Origin of the sequence: Dorea amylophila (assembly GCF_025567265.1) — a bacterium.
GTDB classification, from domain to species: Bacteria; Bacillota; Clostridia; order Lachnospirales; family Lachnospiraceae; genus Dorea_A; species Dorea_A amylophila.
The window spans coordinates 30,152-56,090 of record NZ_JAOQJW010000018.1 but is presented as its reverse complement, the minus strand read 5'-3'; the positions used below and the strand labels follow the sequence as shown (position 1 = coordinate 56,090).

Below are 25,939 nucleotides of genomic sequence, written 5' to 3'. Positions count from 1 at the left end.
CTAGAAATATTCTTTCGCCAGTTCTTTGAATTTTGGAAGTGAATTGATGATCGTCTCGTGAGATACACAGTATGCAAGTCTTACATATCCAGGACACGCAAAGGAGCTTCCCGGTACGATCAGAATATTATATTTCTTAGCGGCTTCACAGAACTCCTTCTCATTCGGAACCGGTGATTTTACAAAGAGATAGAATGCACCCTGTGGTTTGATACACTCGAATCCACATTCTTTCAGGCCGTTGTAAAGGTCTTCTCTGTTGCGGTCATAGAAAGAAAGGTCTGTCTTTTCATTCAGACATTTTTCTACTACTTTCTGCTGCAGTGTCGGTGCATTAACAAATCCAAGGATACGTGTCGCCACATTTGCTGCGGAAAGTACTTCTTCACTGTCTTTCATCTCATCCGGAATCACCAGGTAGCCGATACGTTCTCCCGGAAGAGACAGCGATTTACTGTAAGAATATCCTACAACTGTATTATCATAATATTTTGTGAGATAAGGAACTTCTACTCCGTCATAAGCAAGTTCACGATATGGTTCATCTGAGATCAGGACAATATCCGTTCCGAATTCTTTCTGTTTTGCCTCCATGATGGCAGCAAGCTTCTTAATCGTCTCTTCGGAGTACACCACACCTGTAGGATTATTCGGATTGTTAACGATGACTGCTTTTGTCTTAGGCGTGATCTTCTGCTCGAATTCATCCAGTTTCGGCTGAAAATCTACAGTATTCGGTGAAATTTCGACCAGCACACCATCGTAATTATTTGTATAAGAACGATATTCTCCAAAATATGGTGCAAATGCAATTACTTCATCTCCCGGATTGATGATCGCTTTCAGGATAACATTCAGACCTCCTGCGGCACCAACTGTCATAACAATATTCTTTCCCTCAAAGTGCGTATCAAAACGTTCATTCAGAGATTTTGCTACTGCTGCTCTTACTTCCGCATATCCGCAGTTGCTATTGGTATATCCGTGAAGTGCAACCGGATCTGTGTCATTTACAATCTCGATGATCGCATTCTTTACAGCCTCCGGTGCCGGCACATTCGGATTACCAAGACTGAAATCAAACACATTCTCAGCTCCATAAATCCCTGCCAGACGGTTACCTTCCTCAAACATTGCACGGATAGCCGAACTGTTGGCCACCATATTTTTCATCTTATCCGCTATCATTTTATTGCTCCTTTCTCACTGCAAGTCTTTTTTGTCTTTCAAACATCTTTTTCTGTCACATCGCCCTTTTCCACCATAAAGACAGGACGGTATGAAAGTTTTGCTTTTCTGAGTCCTTCCGCTCCGGTATCATCTTCCCTGTTCACATATTTGTAGTTCATACATTCATGTTCTACAAACTGCTGGTTGATCATTGTATATGCACCCTGTACATCTGCATATGCCTTTTCAATATGCACTACATACGTATCCTCACAGATAGGTTCTCCAATCGTAAATGCTACAACTTCTCCGTCAATCCGTAAAACTCCTCCGGTCAGATGAAGCTCTTCGAACAGACGAAGGGAATTCAATGCCACACACATCTCACCCCTTTTTTCATCGTCGTCTTCACATTCATTCTCTTTCCGCCATTTTAATGCCATCTGAAAGCAGTCTTCCAGATTTTCTCTGGTCATACTTTCATATGACCAGCGTCCGTCATACAAACTTTTGAACTTATTAATATGGTTACGTTTCCCATGGAGTTTTTTCCCTGAAAGCGTCGCTAACTTTTCTGATTCATATACATAATCTGCAGAGTCTCTGTCATACTCAATCTGAAATCTTTCCGGATACCATTCATTCAGCTGTTCGAAATATTCCGGTGTCACATTGTACATCAGGAACGGTCTGCCTTTTTCTTTAGAATACTCCATCATCTCTTCCAGTGCATTTTTTACATCTTCCGGCGCTCCTGCCGGATACGCAAAAGATACGTGATTCTCATCTTCACTTTTGAATACCAGTGCATTCTGTACAATTGCCCACTTCACCGGATATTGTCTGGACCAAAGATAAACATTGGCAAATGTTCTCTCACAGCTTCTGCTGGTATGATGTTCAAAGTAATGCGCAATAATCTCCTGATCTTCTAATTCTGCACGCTTAAACTGTATTGCTTCCATCCTTTATATTTACCTTCTTTTAGTTTCAGCTATTTTCTGATAGTCATATTCCGGATTCTTACATTTCCTCATTCATATTTGCAAGCTTTGCAGCCTGATCGGCTGCGATGCAGGCATCAATGATCTCCTGGATGTCTCCATTCATGATCTTATCCAGTTTGTATAATGTAAGTCCGATACGGTGATCTGTCACACGTCCCTGTGGGAAGTTATAAGTACGGATCTTCTCGGATCTGTCTCCGGTACCGATCTGACTCTTTCTTGCCTCTGCTTCGGCATCATGACGTTTCTGGCATTCCAGATCGTACAGCTTCGCACGCAAGAGAGCAAATGCTTTGTCCTTGTTCTGCAGCTGTGATTTCTCTGTCTGACTGTAGATCACGATTCCTGTAGGATAGTGAGTCAGTCGTACAGCTGAATCTGTCGTATTGACACACTGTCCTCCGTTACCGGATGCACGCATTACATCGATACGGATATCTTTTTCATCAATCTGGATATCTACGTCTTCTGCCTCCGGCATAACTGCTACAGTAATAGTAGAAGTGTGGATACGTCCGCCGGATTCTGTCTCCGGTACACGCTGTACACGATGAACTCCGGATTCGTATTTCATCTTTGAGTACGCACCCTTTCCGTCGATCATAAATGTTACATTTTTCATTCCGCCGATACCAATCTCTTCACACTCTACCAGTTCGACTTTCCATCTCTGACTTTCTGCATAGTGCATATACATACGGTAGATTTCAGCTGCAAAAAGTGCCGCCTCGTCTCCGCCCGCACCGGCACGGATCTCGACGATAACATTCTTTTCATCGTTCGGATCTTTCGGAAGAAGAAGGATTTTCAATTCCTGTTCCAGTTCCTCTACACGCTTTTTGTTATCATTCAATTCTTCTTTTGCAAGTTCACGCATCTCTTCATCAGACTCTTCCTCTAACATCTCGAGGCTGTCCTCGATTGCCTGTTTGCATTCTTTGTATTCATTATACGCCTCTACAATCGGAGTCAGGTCATTCTGCTCTTTCATAAGTTTGCGGAAGCGGTTCTGGTCATTTGCCACATCCGGTTCCTGAAGTTCATTTAATATCTCATCCAGACGGATGCGCAGATCTTCTAATTTATCAAACATGGTATTTCCTCCTTAACATTACTCTTTATTGTACCTTCCCATAACAACGCGGTCAAGTCCCGCCAAATCCTTTTTTACCTGGATTTCTTCATATCCCTGTTCTTCCAGGAGAGCCGATACATCCTTTCCCTGATCAAAACCGGTCTCAAACAGAAGATATCCACCTTTTTTTATATGTTTTACACTTTCTTTCACAATTAGACGGTAAAAGTATAATCCGTCCGTTTTCCCATCCAGTGCAATCCATGGATCATGAAGCTTTACTTCATCTTCCAGACTGCTGATTTCCTCCGTTCTGATATACGGTGGATTTGATACGATCATGTCATATGTTTCTGCGATGTTCTCGAACAGATCTCCCTGTATAAAAACCGCTCCGGTCTGAAGTCTGCTGTCATTTTCCTTCGCAACTTTCAATGCTTCCTCTGATATATCACATCCGGTTCCGGACACGCAGATTCCTTTCCTTTCCGCAAATTTCAGAATGCTCTCCAGAATACAGCCTGATCCTGTACACATATCCAGGATCTGCATCCCCGGCCGGATCTTCTTCAGCGCCTCTTCTACCAGTGTCTCTGTATCTTGTCTCGGAATCAGCACATGCTCATTCACCTTGAAATCCAGCCCCATGAATTCCTGTTCACCGGTAATATGCTGAAGCGGGATTCTCTGTGCTCTTGTCTCAATATCTTTCCGATAGTGCTCTGCTTTATCCTTCTCTACCTCTTTATCCGGATCAGCAAGAAACATGGCTCTGCTGATCTTTGTCTCATATTCCAACAGGTACCATGCATCTAACTTTGCATCCGGTATCCCAGCTTTTTCCAGACAGATGGTTCCGTCCCTGTATAGATTACGAAGTGTGAAAATTGTCCCGTTCATAAGCCCTCCAGTCAAATACTGCTTCTACTGCCTGTATCGCAACTTCTATCATCCCGTCATCCGGTTCACTGGTCGTCATCTTCTGGATTGCCATTCCAGGTTTACTCAGCAGATTAACAACTGGATTGTCACTGTTTCCCGCAAGCTTCAACACCTCATAGGAAACACCTGCGATCACCGGAAGCAGCACGATACGCACAACCACTCTCATAAGCGGTGACTCTACCCGGATCAGGAGCAGCAGAATAATACTGATCGCAAGCACGAAAAACAGGAAGCTTGTACCACAGCGTTTGTGCTGCCGGGAACTGTTCCTTACGTTTTCCACTGTGAGCGGAAGTCCGTGTTCAATGCAATTGATACACTTGTGCTCCGCACCGTGATACATAAATGTTCTCTGGATATCTTCCATCCTCGAGATCAGTAAAATATAGATAATAAAGATTCCGATTCTTACAAAGCCTTCGATCACTGTCCGCAAATGATAAGACGGAACAACCGGTTTCATCAATGATGACAGGAAATATGGCAGGACCATAAAGATCGCCACTGCAGCCACAATAGAAAATGCAACCGTCCCCGCCATCAAAAGACTTTCCTGTTTTTCTTTTTTCTTTTGTTCAGCTTCGGAAAAATTTTTCTCTTCCTCTTCTTCATAGAATGATGCTGAAAATGTCAGTGTCTTAATTCCCAGTACCATAGAATCAATAAAATTGAACACTCCTCTGACAAACGGAATTGTCGTCAGTTTCTTATATCTGCCGGTAACACTGTGAAATTCCTCTGTCTGGACAAAGATCTCCCCGTCCGGCTTCCTGACAGCTACGGCATAACGGTCCCGATTCTTCATCATGATACCTTCCAGCACCGCCTGTCCGCCAATATTCGATGATTTCATATACTCTCCTTCATATATTCTGTATCATTACAAGTTCTATATAATTAATTATAAGAAAAAAGGGCTGAGATTCAAAAACCTCAACCCAATACCTGTAATCTTATTTGTCCATTCCGTATTTCTTATTGAATTTATCAACACGGCCACGAGCCTGAGTTGCTTTCTGCTGTCCTGTGTAGAATGGATGACATTTAGAACAGATTTCTACATGGATTTCTTCGCTTGTAGATCCTGTCACGAATGTATTACCACAGTTACAAGTTACAGTTGCCTGATAATAATTTGGATGTATTCCTTCTTTCATGATTTTCACCTCTTCTTTATTTTCTTGACACGCACATAAATGTGCCGTAAATTTCTTTTCATTTACACAGCTTGTTCATTGTAGCACAAGAATCAATATTTGTCTAGATAAATTTTGTCTTTTTTACCATTTGTATTAATTCTTCATTATTCTTTGTTCTTGAGAACATATTCAGAATGTTATCTACCGCCTCTTCCTGACGCAGTCCATTCAGACCTTTCCTCATACTTTCTACAGCTTCCTGTTCTTCTTTTGAAAGCAGCAGGTCTTCTCTTCTTGTTCCTGATTTCAGAATATCGATTGCCGGGAACATTCTTTTTTCCGAAAGCTTGCGGTCCAGTACCAGTTCCATATTACCGGTACCCTTGAACTCTTCGTATACCACATCGTCCATCTTACTTCCGGTATCTACCAGTGCTGTTGCAAGAATTGTAAGGCTTCCGCCTTCTCTCATATTTCTTGCCGCACCAAAGAATCGCTTCGGCATATGAAGTGCAGCCGGATCGAGACCACCGGACAAGGTTCTTCCTGATGGTGGAACAGTCAGATTGTATGCTCTTGCAAGTCTTGTAATACTGTCGATCAGGATCATCACGTCTTTCTTGTGTTCTACCAGACGTTTTGCACGCTCGATCACCATCTCAGATACACGCTTGTGATGTTCCGGAAGTTCGTCAAATGTTGAATAAATAACTTCTACATTTTCCCCTTCAATAGACTCGCGGATATCTGTTACTTCTTCCGGACGTTCATCGATCAACAGAATCAGGAGATGTACTTCCGGATTATTCTTCTGCACGGATAAAGCCACCTGCTTTAACAAAGTTGTCTTACCGGCCTTCGGAGGCGATACGATCATACCTCTTTGTCCTTTTCCGATTGGAGACATCAGATCCATAATACGCATGGCCGTACTTGTCTTCCCGCACTCCAGGCTCAGTCTTTCATTCGGAAAGACCGGCGTCATATCTTCAAAATTCTTTCTGTGCATGATCTTCATCGGATCAATGTTATTTACCTTTGACAGATATAAAAGTGCACTGAACTTTTCCTGCTGCGTCTTGATTCTGGTATTTCCTTCCAGAATATCTCCTGTTTTAAGATTAAATCTACGGATCTGCGATGGGGATACATAGACATCATTATCTCCCGGCAGATAGTTCGCACTACGGATAAATCCATATCCATCCTGCATAACTTCAAGAATCCCCCGCACTGTAATACCACTGTCCAGCTTGTCTATGTCATGAACTTCTTTATCTCCGGTATTGGCAGATAATTCTTTTACTGTTTCTTTTGCGTTATTCTTTACTTTCTCGTCTTCCTCCAGCATGCGCTCGATCAGTTCAGCTTTTTTCATGGTGGAAATTCCTTTTAATCCTCTTGCCTTTGCCAGGTCTTTTAATGTCGCCAACGGAAGAGATTCATACTTTTCTTTCATCATATAGCCCTTTCACCTCAAAATATATCTTCATTCTCTATCTGGTTTCCCGTTCATAACTTCATCATTCATTGATTCAGCATTTCTTAATTTGCAGGTTATCTGGAAAATTACGTCAGAAATGACGATATTAGTTGAAACATGACATTATTATACTATATATCTCTACATTTTTAAAGGACTTTTTTGTAATCCACTGCACAGTAATCCACTGCACATCCCGGCACATCTTTTCACAAACAGTACCCTCTCACAATAAATTGTTTCACTTTTCATGCTTTCTGCGTATATTGACTTGCTCTTCTATGAATGATATGATTAAAAAAACTCATAAAAAGGTGGTATCCATAAAATGACAAATAGCGAAAAAGCTTTAAAAATGCACGAAGAATGGCACGGAAAGATTGAAACCTGTGCAAAATCCCACGTAAACTCAAGAGAAGATCTGGCAATTGCTTACACTCCTGGTGTTGCGGAACCTTGTAAGGTGATCGCCAGGGATCCGGAGGCTGCCTATACTTATACAATGAAATCCAACACTGTAGCTGTTGTTTCCGACGGAAGTGCCGTACTCGGACTTGGTAACATCGGTGCTCTTGCTGCAATGCCGGTTATGGAAGGAAAAGCAGTACTTTTCAAAGAATTCGGCGGTGTCAACGCTGTACCGATCTGTCTTGATACACAAGATACGGAAGAAATCATCAAATCCGTTGTAAATATCGCTCCTGCTTTCGGTGGTATTAATCTGGAAGACATCAGTGCACCCAGATGTTTTGAAATTGAAGAACGCTTGAAAGAACTCCTTGACATTCCGGTATTTCATGATGACCAGCACGGAACAGCTATCGTTGTCCTTGCAGGTATCATCAATGCCATGAAAGTAACTGGAAAAGACAAAGAATCTGCCAAAGTTGTTGTAAACGGTGCCGGTTCTGCCGGAGTTGCTATCACAAAGCTTCTTCTCACCTATGGTTTCAAAAACGTGACAATGTGTGACATCAGCGGAATCCTCGGAAAAGGATCTCAAAACCTCAACTGGATGCAGCAAAAGATGGTCGAAGTAACCAATCCGGAGCAGAAAACAGGTACCCTTGCCGATGCTTTAAAAGGTGCTGACATCTTTGTCGGTGTATCTGCTCCGAATATTGTCACCCAGGACATGGTTGCTTCTATGAACAAAGATGCCATCCTCTTTGCTATGGCAAACCCTGTACCAGAAATCATGCCGGATATTGCCAAAGCAGCCGGAGCAAAGGTTGTGGGAACCGGACGTTCCGATTTCCCGAACCAAGTAAATAACGTAGTTGCTTTCCCTGGAATCTTCAAAGGTGCTCTGGAAGGACGTGCAACTGCAATCACGGAAGAAATGAAACTTGCCACTGCAAAGGCTATCGCAGGTCTGGTTCCGGATGAAGAATTAAATGAAAATAATATTCTTCCGGAAGCTTTTGATCCACGTGTTGCCGACGTTGTAAGTCGTGCTGTAAAGGAACTGATCTGATATGACTGTACGCTGGGGAGAAAAAAGATATTATTCTCTCGATTATTATCTGAAAACTACTTATGGTGAAAAGCTCTATAAGATTTCTCTCGATGGCGGTATGACCTGTCCAAACCGGGATGGAACACTTGGAACCCGCGGCTGCATTTTCTGCAGTCGCGGAGGTTCCGGTGATTTTGCCGAAAGCCATACCCTGTCTGTCACAGAGCAGATTGAATCCGGTAAAAAACAATCTGCGAAAAAATATACCGGATCATCCTACATCGCTTATTTCCAGGCATACACCAATACTTATGCTTCTCTTGCATATCTGGAAAAGTTATATATGGAAGCCATCCTGCATCCCAATATCCGGATTCTGTCCATCGCAACCAGACCGGATTGCCTGAGCACAGAAATCTTAAATCTTCTGGAACGTCTGAATCAGATCAAACCTGTGTGGGTCGAGCTGGGACTTCAGACTATTCACGAAAGAACTGCCCGTTATATCCGAAGAGGCTATGATCTTCCGGTATTCGAGACCGCTGTATCCGAACTTCGCAGACGGGGAATAGATGTCATCGTCCACACGATCCTCTGCCTTCCCGGCGAGACAAAGCCTGACATGCTTCAGACCATACAGTATCTGAACAGACAGGATATCCAGGGAATCAAGCTGCAGCTTTTGCACATATTAAAAGACACCGATCTGGCAGAAATCTATGCGTCCGATCCATTTCCGGTTCCAGATCCGCAGGAATATTACGAACTTCTCGGATCATGCATCAGCCACCTCAGACCTGATATTGTTATCCACAGGCTGACCGGAGACGGACCAAAGGAGCTTCTGACCGCTCCTTTATGGACCTGTAATAAAAGACAGGTACTGAATCAGTTACAGTCGTACTTTAAAACACATGACATCTGGCAGGGAAAGGAGTATTAACCATGGCCAAATCATTTACGCTATATAAATTAATCATTTTGTATATGTTGAATCAAGTTGATTTTCCTCTCACCAATTCCCAGATATCTGAATTCATTCTGGATAAAGGATATACAACCTACTTCAAATTACAGCAGGCTTTATCCGAACTTCTGGAATCGGGATTTATCCGAGAAGAGTCTACACATCACCGTACATTTTACCATCTTACGGAGGATGGTGCCGAGACAATCCACTATTTCACCAACGATATCTCACCTGCGATCCAGCATGATATTGATGAATTTTTAAAAGAAAAGCATTATGAATTAAAAAATGAAATGTCTGTGAAAGCAGATTATTTTGAAAATTCCAACATGGAATATTCTGTGCGCTGTCAGGTCATTGAACAGGGACTTCCCCTCATCGACCTTACCGTAACAGCCCCGACAGAATCCGAAGCCGCAACCATTGCAAACAACTGGCAGAAACGTAACCAGGAGATTTATGCGTCGGTGATGGCGAAGCTCTTATAAATATTATCGGGATTTAATTTGTTAACTGGGAAGCGACCTATCAGTCCATGAAGGAAACAATAGATAAGGCTTCTTGTTCAGGTTCCATACCATAAGAAACACTAAGAGAGTCAGAACCACCTAAAAGCAAAGGAACTACGCTCAAACTCGGCGTTCGCCTCAAACACGTTCGCTTCGTTCCTTTAACGGTGCTTCTGACTCTCTAATTGTTTCTAACGGCATTCCACATTCACAATAATCCTTATCTATTGTTTCCTTCAAGTCGTGACTGGCAGCGAATGTTAATAAATAAAATGCCCGGAAGTGTAACCCGGTGGAAGCCACTACAGTTACGCATTTGCCATTCATTCGTAAGGCATTTGATACCCACGGAATAAAAAGTAGGAAGCCGTTCCAGTGAATGTGAAGAAGGTGTTGGAAATAGTTAAGCGTCAAAATTATGCGTTGGGTTTTCGAAATTTGCCTGTTTGAGCCGAATGGCGAGTTGCAAATTTCGGAAGCCCGTTTTTAGCATAATTTTGACGCTTTAGTATTTCCCACCGACGGAACCTGAACAGGAACGGCTTCCTACTTTTTATGCAGGTCCGGGTAATCATGCCTTCCTGAATTAAATCCCAATTAAATTTAAAAGAGAAACTCACTCATGACATAATTACTCACATCTATCCCTTTTTCCGTAAGGCGAATGTTGTCTCCCGTATCTTCTAACAACTGTTTCTGATACATATGGATCAATACTTTTCCATATACATTTTCAACACTTCTGCCAAATGTCCGGCGGAAGTCTGCTTTGGATATTCCTTTTATCCGTCTAAGTCCCAGGAACATATATTCTTCCATCTGGTTTTGCGGAGTAAGAACTTCAATTTCACCACCTTCTACGAAGCGCTGGTTGTTGATCAGGGACGCTGCTCCGGTTCCGATCCCTAGATATTCCGTACGGTTCCAGTAGCCGAGATTATGCCGGCATTCGTATCCTTCTTTTGCATAATTTGATATCTCATATCTGTGATACCCATAATTCTGCAGGATATTTTTAGTAAACTGATACATCAGTCTTTCTGTATCTTCATCCGGAAGTTCCCTTCTTCTTCTGGCCTCCGCACGTTCGCCTTCCCCGTATTTTTCATAAAATGGTGTTCCCTCTTCGATAATCAGACTGTATGCCGAGATATGTTCCGGCGCAAGTTCTGCAACTCTTTTGATCGTATCTTCCCATCCTCCCAGTGTCTGAAACGGGATTCCGGACATCAAGTCTACATTAATATTCTGAAATCCTGCTTCTCTTGTCAGGAAATATGTATTCAGGAAATCCTGATATGTATGAATCCTTCCAAGCATCTTCAATTCCTGATCATCCGTTGACTGTAACCCAATACTCAAACGATTGATTCCGATATTATGATAAGCCATCAATTTTAACTTGTCTACCGTTCCCGGATTCACTTCTACTGTGATCTCCGCATCCGAGTCAACCGGGAACGTGGAACGGATCGCATCGAAGATACTCCTCATCTGCTGTGCCTCAAGGATGGACGGCGTACCTCCTCCGATAAATATACTGCTCACATGGTACAGTCCTCCAAGATCATAATACGAACGTATCTTCTGACACAATCCCATGACATACTCCTGTCTCGCCTCAGGTGTTGCCGGCGCAGACAGAAAGTCACAGTATCTGCATTTTTTTACACAAAATGGTATGTGGATATATAATTCTAATGGTCTCATTATTTATCGTCCAGCTTCAATACACTCATAAATGCTTTCTGAGGGATCTCTACGCTGCCCACCTGCCGCATACGTTTTTTCCCTTCTTTCTGTTTTTCCAGAAGCTTTCTCTTACGGCTGATATCTCCTCCGTAACATTTTGCAAGCACGTCTTTGCGCATCGCGCGGACCGTCTCACGTGCAATGATCTTGCTGCCGATTGCCGCCTGGATCGGAATCTCAAACAACTGTCTCGGAATCTCTTCTTTTAGCTTCTCGCACATTTTTCTTCCGCGTTCATAAGCCGTATCTGCATGAATGATAAATGACAGTGCATCGACTTCTTCCTTGTTGATCAGTATATCCAGTTTTACCAGTTCAGACTTCACATATCCCGCCATCTCATAATCAAACGACGCATAACCTCTGGATCTTGATTTCAACGCATCAAAGAAATCATAGATAATCTCATTAAGCGGAAGCTGATAATGCAATACTGCACGAGTCTCCTCGATGTATTCCATCCCCTCATACACACCACGACGTTCCTGACACAGATCCATGATCGCACCAATAAACTCTGATGTCACCATGATCTCTGCCTTGACCATCGGTTCTTCCATATATTCAATCTCAGAAGGATCCGGAAGATTCGATGGGTTCGTAAGCTCTATTACATCTCCATTTGTCTTGTGTACTTTGTAGATAACCCCCGGGGCAGTCGTTACCAGATCCAGATTATACTCTCTTTCCAAACGTTCCTGAATGATTTCCAAATGCAGAAGTCCAAGGAATCCACAACGGAATCCAAATCCCAGCGCAATTGACGTCTCAGGTTCAAACTGAAGTGACGCATCATTTAACTGCAATTTCTCCAATGCATCCCTCAGATCCGGGTATTTTGCCCCGTCTGCCGGATATAATCCACAATATACCATCGGATTGACTTTTTTATAACCCGGAAGTGGTTCTGCACATGGTCTTCCTGCATCGGTCACCGTATCACCCACACGGGTATCTTTGACATTCTTAAGGCTGGCCGTGATATATCCAACCATTCCGGCACTCAGTTCCTCACACGGAATAAACTGTCCGGCTCCAAAATAACCGACTTCCACAACTTCTGCCTTCGCTCCTGTTGCCATCATAAGGATCGGTGTTCCCTTTTTCACGGTTCCCTCTTTGATCCTGCAAAATACAATAACTCCTTTATACGCATCATACAGGGAATCAAAGATCAAAGCCTGAAGCGGTGCTTTTGGATCTCCTGTCGGTGCAGGCACTTTCGCCACTATCTCTTCCAGCACCTGATCTACATTCAGTCCGGTCTTTGCTGAAATCTGAGGTGCATCCTCTGCTTCAATTCCGATCACATCCTCAATCTCTTCGATCACACGCTGCGGATCTGCACTTGGAAGATCTATCTTATTCAGTACCGGAACCACATCCAGGTCATGATCCAGTGCGAGATATACATTGGCAAGCGTCTGTGCTTCCACTCCCTGTGCAGCATCTACCACCAGAATTGCCCCGTCACACGCTGCCAGACTTCTGGATACTTCATAATTAAAGTCGACATGTCCCGGTGTATCAATCAGGTTGAAAATATATTCTTCCCCATCTTTTGCTTTGTATACCGTTCTGACTGTCTGGGCTTTAATCGTAATTCCACGTTCTCTTTCCAGTTCCATATTGTCCAACACCTGCGACTGCATCTCACGGCTGGTGAGAAGACCGGTCATCTCAATGATACGGTCCGCCAGCGTCGATTTACCATGGTCGATGTGTGCTATAATACAAAAATTTCGAATTTTACTCTGATCTATTCCTGACACTAATATCTTCTCCTTATTACACGTTTATCTTATCAATTCTATCATGCAGCACTGTATTTTACAATGAAAAGTTCCACGCTCATCACATCATTTAAGCGGCCGGTCTTGACCAGCTCTTCCGTATCTACTGCATCTTCCAAAATACTTCTCAGTTCTTTCTTTTCGAATGTCCGGCATTGCTGCATATATTTTCCTGCAACAAACGGATGCAGTCCGACTGTCTTTGCAATCGCAGCCTTGTCATAACGCTTTCCTGCCAGATCTTTGACTTCCAGAAGTAATTTAAACTGCCTTGTCAACAAATATAATATGCGCATTGGCGGCTCCTTTAATGCCAGCAGGTCATAATAATAATCCAGCGCTTTCTTCTGATTCCGTACCGCCACTGCTTCTACCATCTCAAAGATTTTATTTGTAATCTGTGTCGTACAGATTGCTTCGATATCCCGGACTTCAATCTCTTCCTTTCCCATACAGTAACAGAACAGCTTTTCCAGTTCTTTTTCCAGATTTTCCATATCTGTCCCTGTGGTAGACAACAGATACCTGGCCGTCTGTTCTTTGATCTTATATCCCTCTTTTTTTACATTCCCTGCAACCCAGTATAAAAGTGTCTTCTCATCCTGACGTGCCATCTCTACCACGCGTCCTTTACTCTTGACAGCCTTATACATCTTTCCACGCTTGTCTGCTTCATTTTCCACAAATAAAAAACAGGCGGTATCCGGCATTGTTTTGATATAATCTGCAAGCTCCGGTGACGCATTTTTGAAGAATCCGGAATTTTCGATTACGATCAGACGTCTGTCGGCAAAAAACGGCATTGTCTCTGCAAGATCGATAAGTTCTCCCGGATTGATTCCTTTTCCTTCATAATATGCATAATTCACCGTATCCCCGTCCGGAAATATTGCTTTCGTGATCCGGTCTCTGTATTGCTTTTTCAGGTAAGCTTCTTCTCCGTACAGGAGATATACCGGCTTAAAATTTCCTGTTTTTATGTCTTCATTTAAAGTTTTCATCGGTTCTCTCCCATCTTCTTTCACCTCTTAAAAGTATACTGAATTCCGACTTTAAGTTCAACTGTTTCCACCGTGAATCCACATAGTTTTTTTCCTGACCGTCACGGCAACCGCTCCGTTATCCTGTGTAGAATATATCTTTGCACCCGATTTTTCAAGTCTTTTCAGCGTCAGATCATGCGGATGTCCGTAACGGTTCTTTCTCCCTGCTGATATCCATGCATACTGCGGATAAACTGTCTGAAGGAATGTCTCCGTTGTAGAATTCTTCGAACCATGATGCGCTGTCTTTAGTATTTCCCATGTAATCTTCTTTTCTTCCTGTATCACATCCAGGACCTCCGTCAGCCTCTCTTCCCCTTCTTTTTCTACATCTCCGGTAAACAACATATCAAATTCACCGTATTCCAGATGCAGGATCATGGAGGATTCGTTTCCAGTCGTCACATTATGACTCTTATCATCCGTATTTCCTCCCGGGCCCAGACAAGTAAACTTCATTTCACCTTCTTTCAGTTCCGTTCCGTATTCCATTTCCTTCACATCTGTGCCATACATTTTTGCCATTGTTATAATTTTAAGAATCCTTTCATCCCAGTACTGTTTTTCCGGCACTACAAGATTCCGGATGCGCACTCCCACATCCTGACGCATCAGAAGTTCTTCTATTCCATTCATATGATCCAGATCTCCATGAGACAGAAAGACATAATCAAGTTGTGCAATGCCCCGGGATTTTAGAAATGGTTCTATTCGGTATTTTCCAATCTCTTTCACATCACTGCTGCCACCATCGATCAGATAATTCTGATGCTTTGGTCCCTGCACACAGATACAGTCTCCCTGCCCGATATCCAGCATTGTCACCTCCATTCCTCTTCTTAGCAGCGGTCCTGATATCAGTATCAGCCATGCAGTAATATAAAGTGTCAGACTAGCCATGTACTTTTTTCTGATTTTTACCGGCTGTCTATCCATATATTTCCATATCAGAATGATTCCTGACAACATAAGATAATAGACTATGCACCGCCATTTTTCCGGTCTTCCTGCTATCCATCTTGCCACAGGAAATTTCAGGAGCAACACACAACATCCGTCATAGAGTTTTAATATCCGGCTGCACACCATCAATATCCATGTTCCAGATGTTCCCCCTGCCATCCGCACAAGTGAGCCTGCCATCCCGCAGGATAATATTACCGGCATCAACGGTATCACCAGAAGATTCAGTATCACACTATATAACGGCACTTCGAAAAAGAAATACAGAATCACCGGCCACAACACACAATTCATGGCAATTCCCGGCCCCAATATACGTACCAGTACCGGCTGCTGTGATTCTTTCTTCACCAATGGTATCACTGTGCAGATCGCAAGTAATGCACCAAATGAAAGCAAAAAACCGCCATCATAAAGATACAGCGGATTACTTCCGACTGCGATTACTGCTGCTACAGAAAGTGCCGTCGGCATATCGTATTTTCTCCCTGTAACATCCGCACCGACCCGGAACAGGAACATTACCCATGCCCTTAGTACCGAGACTGTCATCCCGATCATTGAAACATACAGAAATAACAGCATTCCTCCTGCCAGTCCTCCTGCTTTGCACGAACCTGTCAACCGCCGGAATAAACGGTAGGCACCCAGTCCGGCAAACGACAGATGCAATCCTGATATAGCCAGGATATGCCCAATCCCATTCACCTGGTAAAGTTCCTTCATCTCCGGATCCATATCACTCTTTTCCCCAAGAAGTATCGCAGCAAGGACTCCCCCTTCCCGTTCACCCATTTCCCGCACCAGCAGTTCCTTCCACCCGGCACGGAACACTGCCAGCTTTTCCCGGAAAACGTCCACACTTTTATCGGTGATCTGCATCTGACTGCCGTAGATTTTCCCATGGATCCCCTGTTTCTGATAATAAAACTTCTGATCAAAATTACCCGGGTTTCTTGCATTTTCATAAAATGATACTGTCCCCCGGACTTTTATCCTGTTTCCTATATGTAGTTTTTCTTTGGAATTGATATAAACGATTATCTTTGACTCTTGAAATTTTTGTTTGTTAGAAATAGAATAAACAGAATTATGTTTCAGATAAATCATCTGACCATTTTCTTTTTGCTCCTGCCTGTAAATCACACCACAGACGATGACAGATTCATCTTCCGTGGTGCAGATTTCAAGCGGCGATGGGCGAAGTTCTTTTATAAACCGTTCCTTTCCCACCAGCGTACAGGAAGCCAGAACACATAGAATGATCAGACAGACACTAAGAAGCGGCCTGTTCCTCACGCACTACTCCCCTTCCACAATATTCAGGTTTCGGGAAAGCGGCTTTTCCAGACTTATCTTCCCCATATAATTTACATTTGTTTTTCCATCGATCAGGATCTGTACCCTGCCGATCGAGCTTCCTTCTATAATTGTATTCACGATCGCATAGACCGGAAGTTCCGGATTCATTACATTCGTTGTGTCCAGGAACCCCTTATCCAGGTTCACATAACAGATATGATCCTTTACAGATACACTCAGCACCTTTGTCTCTGCCGGGATCACTGCCGTCTCGTTGTCCGATGAAGGACCCTTGATCAGCTGTTCTACCAGCACTTTTTCTTTTGATATGCTGCTGTTATACCGGATACTGACCTTTTCTTTTACCAGACGGTCTCCCTGCTTATTACCATAATACAACAAAAATGTCTCTTTCTGATAGGAATGGAGACTCACACCTGTATTTTTTACAAAATCCGATGGCTGCATATAACCAACCACCTGTCCATTCATATCTTGCAATGATTCTCCGTCGATTGTGAATAACACAGCATCCACTCCAGAAATCTGTCCGACAGACTGAACAACCGCAGCGCGCAGCAGAATCTCTTCCGTCGCACTCAGTTTCTGATAATTCCTGTTAAAATCTACTATAAGTTTTCCATCCTTCACTGACCATTCTTTCACCTTTACCTCTTTTACAAAAGGACTGCGGTAATCAATGTCATCCGTATTCTTCTGTATCTTATCCAGGATTTCATCAATCTGTTCTTTCTGTGTTTTGCCTTCTGGCTTTATGCCTTTTTCAACCAGCGACACACCCTCGGAATCTGTATAATAGATATGGAAGTCTGCTGTTTTTCCTTCTTTTTTGCATCCCGTCACCGCTAGAATACAGATGGCAGTAAGCATCAGGATCCAGTAACTCTTTTTCTTTATCATCGCATTCTCCTTCTACCTAAGACACATAGTTTAACGGAATTCTGACTGTAAATGTTGTTCCCTCAGATGGCTGACTGAATACTTTGATCGCCCCGCGATGCATAACCACTGCACTTCGTGCGATTGCAAGTCCAAGCCCTGTCCCGCCGATTTCCCTGGAATGTGACTTATCCACACGATAAAATCTTTCAAATATATGTTCCTGCGCCTCTGCCGGAATACCGATCCCTGAATCTGCCACTTCAATATAACAGTTCTTATGATCCGCATTCAAAGTCACATGAACCCAGCCATTGTCCTTATTATATTTGATCGCATTTTCTACCAGATTTGAAATTGCAAGCGAAATCTTCATCTCGTCGACTTCAGCTGTGACTGGACGAATACTTTCGTAAACCAGTTCAATATTTCTTGTTGCTGCGATCGGACGCAGTCTCTTTAAGATTTTTTCTACCAGCTCATTCATATTTTCGGATTTTATGTTCATGGTATTGGCGTTATTCGCTGTTTTGTCCATCTTCACCAGCGATAACAGATCATTAATGATCTTATTCTCACGTTCGATCTCTTCTGACATGTCTCCCATAAATTCTTTATAAAGTTCTACCGGCGCATCCTCCTGCAGAAGCAGCGAATCCGCCAGAACCTTCATGGATGTCAAAGGTGTCTTCAATTCATGTGATACATTGGATACAAATTCATTTTTCGAATCGTCCAGCGTCTTCATACGTCCCGACATCTTATTAAATGCCTCTGACAATTCTATCGTTTCGGTATATGTGTTCTCATGCAGGTAGTTATCATCATATCCTTCTGTTACCGCTGAGATCGACTCTGTAATACGTCTGAATGGTTTCAGCATCGCTATCCCCGCCAGAACTGCAATCATCATTATAACCAGAATCGTCGCAAGTGCCACTACATCTGCCTTGTTTCTTAATATTTCCAGACTGTCCAGCACTGAATCTGTAGGTGCACTTACCAGCAGCACACCTACAACTGCATCATCTTTTCCTATGATTGGTGCGGTCACTTCTATATATCTGTTTTTTCTGTTATACTCACTGGTTCCTTTGTCTTGGAAACAACGGATTACATTGCCGGATACGATGGTCTTGCCCTTGTCCATATCATAAGTATCTTCCTGGATCTTAAATGCTCCATCTATCACCATCACACGGCCGCTATAGATATTCGATAACTGGACCAGTTCCGTCCGCATCACTTCTGATATATCTCCTGTGAGATATCCCGAACTGCTCAACTGGTTACTGAGAATGGTACATTGATTCTGTATCTCCGCAGTACGTACCCTCACTGCGCATTTTTCATAACTGTTCAGGAACACGCCCCGCATAATCAGAACCGGAACGATTCCTGCCAGTGCTACCAGCATAATGATCCTGAATTTCATGCTCCTGAATATATTCTTTTTTAGATATTTTTTAACCCCTGAAATAATAACCAACTCCCCATTTCGTATATACATATTTTGGATCGCTTGGATTTGTCTCTATCTTCTCACGAAGTCTGCGGATATGTACATCTACAGTTCTCGCATCACCCGGATATTCATATCCCCATACAATATTCAGAAGGTTCTCTCTGCTGTATACCTTACCTGGATTCATAGCAAGCAATTCTAGAAGATCGAACTCTTTGGCGGTCAGATTTATCTCTTTCCCCCCGATGATCACACGTCTGCTTTCACAGTCGATCTGCATCTCACCTTTGATGATTACTTTATCATCCTCCTGATTTTTATCACGCTTACTGATCCGGCGTATGATTGCTTTAATCCTTGCTTTGACTTCCAGAATATTAAATGGCTTTGTTATGTAGTCATCTGCACCGTATTCCAGTCCCAGAATTTTATCCATATCATCACCCTTAGCCGTAAGCATGATGATCGGAACATCCGAATATTCCCTGATCTGCTGACACACTTCAAAACCATCATGTTTTGGAAGCATAACATCCAGCAGAATCATATCGTATGCATTCTCTTTTGCCAGTTTCAGTGCCTCTTCCCCATCATATGCGCAGTCCACACTGTATCCATCCTGTTCCAGACTAAACCGGATCCCTTTTACTATCAGTTTTTCGTCATCCACAACCAATATGCGTTTGCCCATGTTCCTACTCCTTATCAAATCTTAATTTGATCTTTTACTTTTTGAAATACACCTTCTTTAATTCCTTCTACTTCCATCAGATCTTCAATCTTCTGAAATGCTCCATGTTCTTCCCGGTAACGCACGATCGCATCTGCCTTCGCTTCGCCGATTCCTGAAAGTGTCATCAATTCGTTTTTTGCCGCCGTATTGATATCAATCTTTCCATCCGATGTACTTCCGGCTTTTTCTGCATTGTCCTCATTCTGCACCAAAGTACCGCCATTATCCATACCGGCTTTTACTTCTTCTTTCGTCGGAACGTATATTTTGGAACCATCTTCGATCACTTCTGCCTGATTGAGTGTCTGATCTGCCGCCTCTTCCGTCAGTCCGCCCGCCATCTGAATAGCTTCAAACAAACGGCTGTCTGCTGTCAGTTCGTATACTCCGGGCTGGTTTACCGCACCGCATACATGCACATAACAGATCTGCAGTTTTTCCCGGTCTGTCTGTTGTTCTTTCTGTCCGGAATTAACAGCGGTGTCTGGTTTGTCTGAATCCGTATCATTTCTATTCAACGGAACCAGTTCCGTCTGTCCTTGTGGATTTCCGGCTCTGCAGCCAGTCAGGCTACCTGTACACATGACACTTAACAATACTAGAAAAAGCAGTGGTATCCGGCATATTTCTTTCTGTATGTTTCTCTTTTCTGTTATTTTGTTTTGTCGTTTTTTTCTACGCATAACTTCTCCTTTACAGTCTGTCGGAAACTGTAAACCCCCGCATATGCCTAGTGAATTAATTGTACTATTTCCATTGAAAAATTGCAACACCAATCAGGGCAATGGACATACCAATAATTTTGCGTATTTCCAGCGGTTCTTTGTCTACTCCAAACAACCCGAGAAGTTCGATCACATATGCTACGATCAATTGCGATATCACGATCAGAAGTGCTGCTTTCGCCGGTCCCAGCGATGCCATACTCTTAATCACAGTCCATGTGATCCCTGCACCGATCACGCCTCCAAGTAATACATATCTTGGTTCCACTTTCCACAATGCGCCAACAGAATCTCTTCCGGCGATAAGCCATGCAACGGCACATAGCAGGAATGCACTGAACTGCACCCAGCCGTTACTCACCCACATTCCGGTTGTCTTTGTTACCTGCGTATTAAATACTCCCTGTACACTCATAAGCGCTCCCGACAAAAGCGCAATCAAAAAACCAGTCATCTTCATACCTCCTGCCTATGCAGATAATATGTCCCATGACCGGCTTTTATATTCCATTTCTTTACTTTTTACAATGCTTTCTTTAATATCCGGATCATCTCATCCACCTGTTCAAGCTCAATAATAAGCGGTGGTACAAAACGGATCACATCGCTTCCGGCACCGATAATCAGCAGCCCCTCTTTCAAAGCTGCTCCTGTAATCTCAGATATAGGTTTTGTCACCTGAATTCCCTGCATCAGACCTTTTCCTTTGACCGCTTTTACAGTATCATATTCTTCCACAAGTTCTTCCAGTTTTTTTGTCAGATATGTGCCGACTTTCTGCACATGTTCTACCAGATGCTTCTTTTCAAATATCTCAATAGTCTTACTTACTGCCGTACAAGCCAGTGGATTTCCCCCGTAAGTTGTACCGTGATCCCCAGGCTCCAGTGAATATTTTGCAACTTCCTCTGTCATTGCAAATGCACCGACCGGAATTCCACTTCCGATAGCCTTTGCCATAGACATGATATCCGGTTTGATGTCATAAGCCTGCCATGCAAACATAGCACCTGTTCTTCCCATACCGCACTGTACTTCATCACAAATCATAAGGATTCCTTCTTCGTCACAGAGTTTACGTATTCCTTTCATGAATTCCTCTGTGGCTGCATTGATTCCACCCTCACCCTGTAACGGTTCCAGAATGATCGCACAAGTCTTATCTGTCACCAGTGCTTTCACACTGTCCAGATCATTGTATTGTGCAAATGATACCCCCGGAACAAGCGGTTCGAATGGTTCACGATACGCATCATGTCCTGTCACAGATACGGCTCCAAAACTTCTTCCATGGAAAGATTCCTTCATCGCAATGAATTCATACCGTCCTGTTCCTTTTTTGTATGCATATTTTCTTGCTGCTTTTAAAGTTCCTTCTACCGCTTCCCCTCCACTGTTGGTGAAGAAGATACGGTCCATCCCTGTAATACGTTTCAGATCTTCTGCTGCCTTTCCGCAAGCCGTATTATAGTACAGATTAGAAGTATGAAAAATCTTATCGATCTGTTCCTTTAACGCATCATTCAATTCTTTATCAGCATATCCCAGCGAAGACACTGCATATCCGGCCGCAAAGTCCAGATATTTTTTTCCTTCTGTATCATACAGATAAGCACCTTCTCCACGCTCTAATACGACCGGAAACTGATTATACGTATGTAACAGCGCTTCGTTTGTCTCTTTCATATATTCATTCATAACTTATTCTCCGTAATAATATCGTTCTTCTATATCATTTTTAATTGCAGTTCCGATACCTTTATTTGTAAAGATTTCAAGAAGCAGACAATGCGGAATTCTTCCATCCAGGATATGTACTCTTGATACTCCGTTCTCAATCGCATCGATACAGTTCTGTATCTTCGGCAGCATACCTCCACCGATATAGCCTTCTTCCATCAATTTCTTTCCGTCTGATACATTCAGTTCAGAAATCAATGTGGACGGATCCTTTGGATCTTTGTATACTCCTTCGATATCTGTCAGGAATGCAAGCTTCTCTGCATTGATTGCTTTTGCTATCGCACATGCAGCATCATCCGCATTGATATTATACGTATTATAATCATCGTCCAGGCCGATCGGTGCGATAATCGGAAGGAAATCTTTCTCCAGAAGATCGTAGATGATATCCGCATTCACTTCTTTGACATCTCCAACAAATCCGATATCCTCACCGTCTGCCAGCTTCTTGTCTACTTTCAGAAGTCCTCCATCTTTTCCACTGATACCAATGGCTCTTACACCGAGCTGCTCAACCAGCTGAACAAGGCTTTTATTCACTTTCCCAAGTACCATCTCTGCAAGTTCCATCGTCTCTGCATCTGTCACCCGCAGCCCATTAATAAACTGTGGTTCCATGCCGACTTTTCCTACCCATTTGCTGATTTCTTTTCCACCGCCGTGAACAATGATTGGTTTGAAACCGACTAATTTCAGCAGCGTAACATCCTGAATGACTCTTGCTTTCAGTTCTTCGTCTACCATAGCGCTTCCGCCATATTTTACTACAATAATCTTACGGTTGAATCTCTGGATATACGGAAGGGCTTCAATCAGTACTTCTGCTTTGTCCAGATATTTCTGCATTGCTTTTTCCATCTTTCAATCTCCTAACTTCTGTAATCTGCATTGATCTCGATATATTCGTGAGTCAGATCACATCCCCATGCAGTTGCTGTCTTGTCACCCATCTTCACATCTGCAATTGCTGTAACTTCAGTCTCAGACAGGATCTTTGTTGCCTCTGCCTCACTGTAATCTACAGCTGTACCATTTTCAATGATCTGGATTTTTCCTGCTTTGCTTTCGAAAAACAGGTCAACCTTTTCAGGATCGAACTGCGCTCCGGAATATCCCATTGCACAGAGGATTCTTCCCCAGTTTGCATCGTGTCCTGCGATTGCTGTCTTTGTAAGATTGGAACATACGATTGATTTTGCAAGTGTCTTAGCCTGCTCTACACTCTCGCATCCGACCGCTTTCACTTCGAATAATGCAGTTGCACCTTCTCCGTCTCCGGCGATTTTCTTTGCAAGGTATTCATTTATCGTATGCAATGCTTCTGCAAAATTCTTATAATCTTCTGTTCCATATGTAATCTCCGGATTCTCTGCCATACCATTTGCCAGTAATACAACTGAGTCGTTCGTAGAAGTATCTCCATCTACAGAGATCATGTTGTAAGTATCTCCGACATCTTCACTTAATGCTTTCTGAAGTGCATCCTTTGTGATCACAGCATCTGTTGTAATAAATGCAAGCATCGTGCACATATTCGGATGGATCATTCCAGATCCTTTTGCCATACCACCGATCGTAACAGTCTTTCCGCCAACTTCAATTGCAACGGCCAGTTCCTTTGGAAATGTATCGGTTGTCATAATTGCTTTGGCTGCTTCTGTACCATTTTCCAGTGTATCATTCTTCTTACCTGCCAGTACTTTGATTCCGGCTGTCAGTTTGTCAATCGGAATCTGCTTTCCGATCACTCCGGTTGAACCGATGAGGACACCATCTGCGGAAATATTCAGTGCTTTGGCTGCTGCATCTGCAGTATCTTTACAATATCCAAATCCCTCTGCTCCGGTGCAGGCATTGGCGATTCCCGAGTTCACAACTACCGCCTGTGCTTTTGCACCACTCTTTACGACCTGCTGATCCCATTTTACCGGTGCCGCTTTTACGACATTTGTTGTAAATGTTCCTGCTGCCACGCATGGAACCTGGCTGTATACCAGTGCCATATCTGTTCTGTCTTTATACTTGATTCCTGCTGCTGTACTTGCTGCTTCAAATCCTTTTGCTGCGGTCACTCCGCCTTTTACCTGTTTCATCTGTTCTTCCACCTTTCTTAATTCTCTTTTCTTATGTTTTGATAAATTCCTTTACTGGATAAACGCCGTGATATTTGCTTCATTCAGTGTAAAATCGTAATAATTCAGATCTTCCCTCTTTGTCCATCCTATTTCGTTCCAGAATGCATTGCCGATATCGTTCTGTGTGAATGCGATCAGGGATACTTTGTTGATGCCTTCTTTTTTCAGTGCCTCCATCGTAAATACTACCATGGCTTTTCCGATGCCTCTCATTCTGTGATTCACATCTACACACACATGATACAGACAGCCCCGTCTTCCATCATGCCCGCAGAGAATCGCTCCGACGATCTTCCCATCTTCTTCGGCAACTACGCTTGTTGTTGGATTTCTTTTTAAGAAACGTTCTATTCCTTCTTTTGAATCATCCACACTTCGTATTCCGAATCCTTTGATGCTCATCCACAGTGCGTGCACCTGGTCGAAATCTTCAATTGTCATTACTCTTATATTCATATGTATTATTTTTCTCCTCTGTCTGCATTTTCCGGTAAATCTACGGGAACATCGGTACCAGTTCCAGTCCTTCTGTCTCCGGAAGTCCGAACATCAGGTTCATGTTCTGTACTGCCTGTCCTGCCGCGCCTTTTACCAGGTTGTCGATTGCTCCCATCATGATGATGCGGTTCGTTCTTGAATCGATCTTGAAGTTGATGTCCACATAGTTACTTCCTTCTACCCATTTTGTCTCCGGACAAACATCTTTTTCAAGAACACGGACAAATTTCTCATCTTTATAATATTTATCATAGATTGCTTTCACTTCTTCGTATGTTACATCTTTTTTGAGTGTTGCATATTCCGTTGCCAGGATTCCTCTGTTCATCGGAACCAGATGTGGTGTGAAGTTGATCAGCACTTTCTCTCCGGATGCATATCCGAGCTGCTCCTCAATCTCCGGTGTGTGTCTGTGGCTTGCGACACCGTACGCTTTCATATTCTCATTCACTTCACAGAAAAGGTTCGGTACTTTTGCACCACGTCCTGCTCCGGATGTTCCCGATTTTGCATCCACGATCAGGGTATTCATATCAATGATTCCTTCTTTTGCCAGTGGATATGCGGTCAGGATGGAACATGTTGTATAGCATCCCGGATTGGCTACCAGTCTTGCATTCTTTACATCTTCTCTGTTGATCTCACAAAGCCCGTACACTGCTTCTTCAATATATTGTGGACTCTTATGCTCGATTCCATACCACTTTTCATATATAGCTACATCTTTGATACGATAGTCTGCACTTAAGTCGATAATCTTTGTCTCACTTAAAATCTTATCATTCATCATCGATGCACAGAAGCCTTGCGGCGTTGCTGTGAAGATTACATCTGCCTGTTTTACAAGTTCTTCCATATTATCATCCAGACATGTTGCATCCACGATCTGGAACATATTCTGATATACATCTGCGTATTTTTTATCTATATAACTTCTGGAGCCGTACCATACGATCTCTGCGTCCTTGTGTCCGGTAAGGATTCTTACCAGTTCTCCTCCGGCATATCCGGTCGCTCCAATAATTCCAACTTTAATCATCTATATAACACCCTTTCCGATATTGAATTTTTATAAATTATTGTTCGTTTTATAGTACCCCAAATTCCTGTGATTGTCTAGTTAGATGGGA

The 25,939-nt window shown here is 42.9% G+C and carries 24 protein-coding genes; 3 read left to right on the top strand and 21 right to left on the bottom strand.

Annotated elements, in window-relative coordinates; translation table 11 throughout:
* The 7 genes from OCV72_RS11835 to rho form a co-directional block, all read right to left on the bottom strand.
* Positions 1–1,188 carry a pyridoxal phosphate-dependent aminotransferase gene (locus OCV72_RS11835; protein WP_055284052.1) on the bottom strand — a complete coding sequence of 396 codons (1,188 nt, stop codon included), beginning with the start codon at positions 1,186–1,188 and terminating at the stop codon, positions 1–3.
* A gap of 38 nt (positions 1,189–1,226) precedes the next feature.
* A complete protein-coding gene (locus tag OCV72_RS11830; RefSeq protein ID WP_055284050.1) occupies positions 1,227–2,135 on the bottom strand; it encodes a DUF2156 domain-containing protein in 909 nt (302 codons plus the stop codon).
* Between the two features lie 58 nt (positions 2,136–2,193).
* A complete protein-coding gene (prfA, locus tag OCV72_RS11825; protein WP_006428954.1) occupies positions 2,194–3,270 on the bottom strand; it encodes a peptide chain release factor 1 in 1,077 nt (358 codons plus the stop codon).
* A gap of 18 nt (positions 3,271–3,288) precedes the next feature.
* On the bottom strand, positions 3,289–4,152 hold the full coding sequence (gene prmC / locus OCV72_RS11820; protein WP_055284048.1) for a peptide chain release factor N(5)-glutamine methyltransferase: 864 nt from the start codon (positions 4,150–4,152) through the stop codon (positions 3,289–3,291).
* The gene (locus OCV72_RS11815; RefSeq protein ID WP_055284046.1) at positions 4,124–5,050 is read right to left on the bottom strand and encodes a DUF1385 domain-containing protein; all 927 of its coding nucleotides are present in this window, start codon (positions 5,048–5,050) and stop codon (positions 4,124–4,126) included. The genes prmC and OCV72_RS11815 overlap by 29 nt, the downstream gene beginning before the upstream one ends.
* A gap of 100 nt (positions 5,051–5,150) precedes the next feature.
* Positions 5,151–5,354, bottom strand: a complete 204-nt coding sequence (gene rpmE, locus OCV72_RS11810; protein WP_022415351.1) for a 50S ribosomal protein L31 — start codon at positions 5,352–5,354, stop codon at positions 5,151–5,153.
* 103 nt (positions 5,355–5,457) lie between these two features.
* Complete coding sequence (gene rho / locus OCV72_RS11805) at positions 5,458–6,798, bottom strand: transcription termination factor Rho (RefSeq protein ID WP_055284042.1); 1,341 nt, start codon at positions 6,796–6,798, stop codon at positions 5,458–5,460.
* Positions 6,799–7,147: 349 nt separating this feature from the next.
* On the opposite strand from rho, the gene OCV72_RS11800 reads away from it, so the two are divergent.
* From OCV72_RS11800 to OCV72_RS11790, 3 genes are read left to right on the top strand one after another with little or no spacing between them, the layout of a single operon-like run.
* Positions 7,148–8,296: an NAD(P)-dependent malic enzyme gene (locus OCV72_RS11800; protein WP_055284040.1), complete on the top strand. Its 1,149-nt coding sequence runs from the start codon at positions 7,148–7,150 to the stop codon at positions 8,294–8,296.
* A 1-nt stretch (position 8,297) separates the two neighbouring features.
* Positions 8,298–9,221: a tRNA modification radical SAM protein MnmL/YtqA gene (gene mnmL, locus OCV72_RS11795; protein ID WP_055284037.1), complete on the top strand. Its 924-nt coding sequence runs from the start codon at positions 8,298–8,300 to the stop codon at positions 9,219–9,221.
* 2 nt (positions 9,222–9,223) lie between these two features.
* On the top strand, positions 9,224–9,736 hold the full coding sequence (locus OCV72_RS11790) for a DUF4364 family protein (protein ID WP_028088307.1): 513 nt from the start codon (positions 9,224–9,226) through the stop codon (positions 9,734–9,736).
* 624 nt (positions 9,737–10,360) lie between these two features.
* On the opposite strand, the gene hemW is transcribed toward OCV72_RS11790, so the two are convergent.
* The 14 genes from hemW to argC all read right to left on the bottom strand — a co-directional run bounded on the left by hemW (position 10,361) and on the right by argC (position 25,848).
* A complete protein-coding gene (hemW, locus tag OCV72_RS11785; protein ID WP_055284035.1) occupies positions 10,361–11,467 on the bottom strand; it encodes a radical SAM family heme chaperone HemW in 1,107 nt (368 codons plus the stop codon).
* Positions 11,467–13,281 (bottom strand): translation elongation factor 4, encoded by a 1,815-nt coding sequence (lepA, locus tag OCV72_RS11780; protein WP_055284033.1) that lies wholly within the window; start codon positions 13,279–13,281, stop codon positions 11,467–11,469. The genes hemW and lepA overlap by 1 nt, the downstream gene beginning before the upstream one ends.
* Positions 13,282–13,322: 41 nt before the next feature.
* A complete protein-coding gene (gene holA / locus OCV72_RS11775) occupies positions 13,323–14,303 on the bottom strand; it encodes a DNA polymerase III subunit delta (RefSeq protein WP_028088310.1) in 981 nt (326 codons plus the stop codon).
* 57 nt (positions 14,304–14,360) lie between these two features.
* Positions 14,361–16,607: a DNA internalization-related competence protein ComEC/Rec2 gene (locus OCV72_RS11770; RefSeq protein WP_055284031.1), complete on the bottom strand. Its 2,247-nt coding sequence runs from the start codon at positions 16,605–16,607 to the stop codon at positions 14,361–14,363.
* A 3-nt stretch (positions 16,608–16,610) separates the two neighbouring features.
* Entirely contained in the window at positions 16,611–17,531 is a 921-nt protein-coding gene (locus OCV72_RS11765; RefSeq protein ID WP_070099639.1) for a GerMN domain-containing protein, read from the bottom strand.
* Positions 17,532–17,547: 16 nt separating this feature from the next.
* Positions 17,548–19,020, bottom strand: a complete 1,473-nt coding sequence (locus OCV72_RS11760) for a sensor histidine kinase (protein WP_055284029.1) — start codon at positions 19,018–19,020, stop codon at positions 17,548–17,550.
* Positions 18,977–19,666: a response regulator transcription factor gene (locus tag OCV72_RS11755; RefSeq protein WP_028088314.1), complete on the bottom strand. Its 690-nt coding sequence runs from the start codon at positions 19,664–19,666 to the stop codon at positions 18,977–18,979. Before OCV72_RS11755 ends, OCV72_RS11760 begins: the two co-directional genes overlap by 44 nt.
* A gap of 14 nt (positions 19,667–19,680) precedes the next feature.
* Positions 19,681–20,391 (bottom strand): helix-hairpin-helix domain-containing protein, encoded by a 711-nt coding sequence (locus tag OCV72_RS11750; RefSeq protein ID WP_055284027.1) that lies wholly within the window; start codon positions 20,389–20,391, stop codon positions 19,681–19,683.
* Between the two features lie 64 nt (positions 20,392–20,455).
* Positions 20,456–20,887, bottom strand: coding sequence for a DMT family transporter (locus OCV72_RS11745; RefSeq protein ID WP_055284024.1), 432 nt, complete (start codon positions 20,885–20,887; stop codon positions 20,456–20,458).
* A 68-nt stretch (positions 20,888–20,955) separates the two neighbouring features.
* Complete coding sequence (locus OCV72_RS11740; RefSeq protein ID WP_055284022.1) at positions 20,956–22,131, bottom strand: aspartate aminotransferase family protein; 1,176 nt, start codon at positions 22,129–22,131, stop codon at positions 20,956–20,958.
* 3 nt (positions 22,132–22,134) lie between these two features.
* Positions 22,135–23,034 (bottom strand): acetylglutamate kinase, encoded by a 900-nt coding sequence (argB, locus tag OCV72_RS11735; RefSeq protein ID WP_028088318.1) that lies wholly within the window; start codon positions 23,032–23,034, stop codon positions 22,135–22,137.
* 11 nt (positions 23,035–23,045) lie between these two features.
* Positions 23,046–24,269, bottom strand: a complete 1,224-nt coding sequence (argJ, locus tag OCV72_RS11730) for a bifunctional glutamate N-acetyltransferase/amino-acid acetyltransferase ArgJ (protein ID WP_055284088.1) — start codon at positions 24,267–24,269, stop codon at positions 23,046–23,048.
* 51 nt (positions 24,270–24,320) lie between these two features.
* A complete protein-coding gene (locus tag OCV72_RS11725) occupies positions 24,321–24,767 on the bottom strand; it encodes a GNAT family N-acetyltransferase (protein WP_028088320.1) in 447 nt (148 codons plus the stop codon).
* Positions 24,768–24,807: 40 nt separating this feature from the next.
* The gene (gene argC, locus OCV72_RS11720) at positions 24,808–25,848 is read right to left on the bottom strand and encodes an N-acetyl-gamma-glutamyl-phosphate reductase (RefSeq protein ID WP_055284020.1); all 1,041 of its coding nucleotides are present in this window, start codon (positions 25,846–25,848) and stop codon (positions 24,808–24,810) included.
* Positions 25,849–25,939: the final 91 nt, after the last annotated feature.

Excerpts from the sequence above, each read along its gene's own strand:
- OCV72_RS11750 (WP_055284027.1), bottom strand. The coding sequence starts at position 20,391 with ATGCGTAGAAAAAAACGACAAAACAAAATAACAGAAAAGAGAAACATA.
- OCV72_RS11790 (WP_028088307.1), top strand. The coding sequence starts at position 9,224 with ATGGCCAAATCATTTACGCTATATAAATTAATCATTTTGTATATGTTG.
- OCV72_RS11725 (WP_028088320.1), bottom strand. The coding sequence starts at position 24,767 with ATGAATATAAGAGTAATGACAATTGAAGATTTCGACCAGGTGCACGCA.
- OCV72_RS11760 (WP_055284029.1), bottom strand. The coding sequence starts at position 19,020 with ATGTATATACGAAATGGGGAGTTGGTTATTATTTCAGGGGTTAAAAAA.
- rpmE (WP_022415351.1), bottom strand. The coding sequence starts at position 5,354 with ATGAAAGAAGGAATACATCCAAATTATTATCAGGCAACTGTAACTTGT.
- prmC (WP_055284048.1), bottom strand. The coding sequence starts at position 4,152 with ATGAACGGGACAATTTTCACACTTCGTAATCTATACAGGGACGGAACC.
- OCV72_RS11765 (WP_070099639.1), bottom strand. The coding sequence starts at position 17,531 with ATGATAAAGAAAAAGAGTTACTGGATCCTGATGCTTACTGCCATCTGT.
- OCV72_RS11815 (WP_055284046.1), bottom strand. The coding sequence starts at position 5,050 with ATGAAATCATCGAATATTGGCGGACAGGCGGTGCTGGAAGGTATCATG.
- OCV72_RS11835 (WP_055284052.1), bottom strand. The coding sequence starts at position 1,188 with ATGATAGCGGATAAGATGAAAAATATGGTGGCCAACAGTTCGGCTATC.
- OCV72_RS11745 (WP_055284024.1), bottom strand. The coding sequence starts at position 20,887 with ATGACTGGTTTTTTGATTGCGCTTTTGTCGGGAGCGCTTATGAGTGTA.
- OCV72_RS11740 (WP_055284022.1), bottom strand. The coding sequence starts at position 22,131 with ATGAATGAATATATGAAAGAGACAAACGAAGCGCTGTTACATACGTAT.
- argB (WP_028088318.1), bottom strand. The coding sequence starts at position 23,034 with ATGGAAAAAGCAATGCAGAAATATCTGGACAAAGCAGAAGTACTGATT.
- argC (WP_055284020.1), bottom strand. The coding sequence starts at position 25,848 with ATGATTAAAGTTGGAATTATTGGAGCGACCGGATATGCCGGAGGAGAA.
- OCV72_RS11755 (WP_028088314.1), bottom strand. The coding sequence starts at position 19,666 with ATGGGCAAACGCATATTGGTTGTGGATGACGAAAAACTGATAGTAAAA.
- prfA (WP_006428954.1), bottom strand. The coding sequence starts at position 3,270 with ATGTTTGATAAATTAGAAGATCTGCGCATCCGTCTGGATGAGATATTA.
- mnmL (WP_055284037.1), top strand. The coding sequence starts at position 8,298 with ATGACTGTACGCTGGGGAGAAAAAAGATATTATTCTCTCGATTATTAT.
- hemW (WP_055284035.1), bottom strand. The coding sequence starts at position 11,467 with ATGAGACCATTAGAATTATATATCCACATACCATTTTGTGTAAAAAAA.
- holA (WP_028088310.1), bottom strand. The coding sequence starts at position 14,303 with ATGAAAACTTTAAATGAAGACATAAAAACAGGAAATTTTAAGCCGGTA.
- argJ (WP_055284088.1), bottom strand. The coding sequence starts at position 24,269 with ATGAAACAGGTAAAAGGCGGAGTGACCGCAGCAAAAGGATTTGAAGCA.
- rho (WP_055284042.1), bottom strand. The coding sequence starts at position 6,798 with ATGATGAAAGAAAAGTATGAATCTCTTCCGTTGGCGACATTAAAAGAC.
- OCV72_RS11800 (WP_055284040.1), top strand. The coding sequence starts at position 7,148 with ATGACAAATAGCGAAAAAGCTTTAAAAATGCACGAAGAATGGCACGGA.
- OCV72_RS11830 (WP_055284050.1), bottom strand. The coding sequence starts at position 2,135 with ATGGAAGCAATACAGTTTAAGCGTGCAGAATTAGAAGATCAGGAGATT.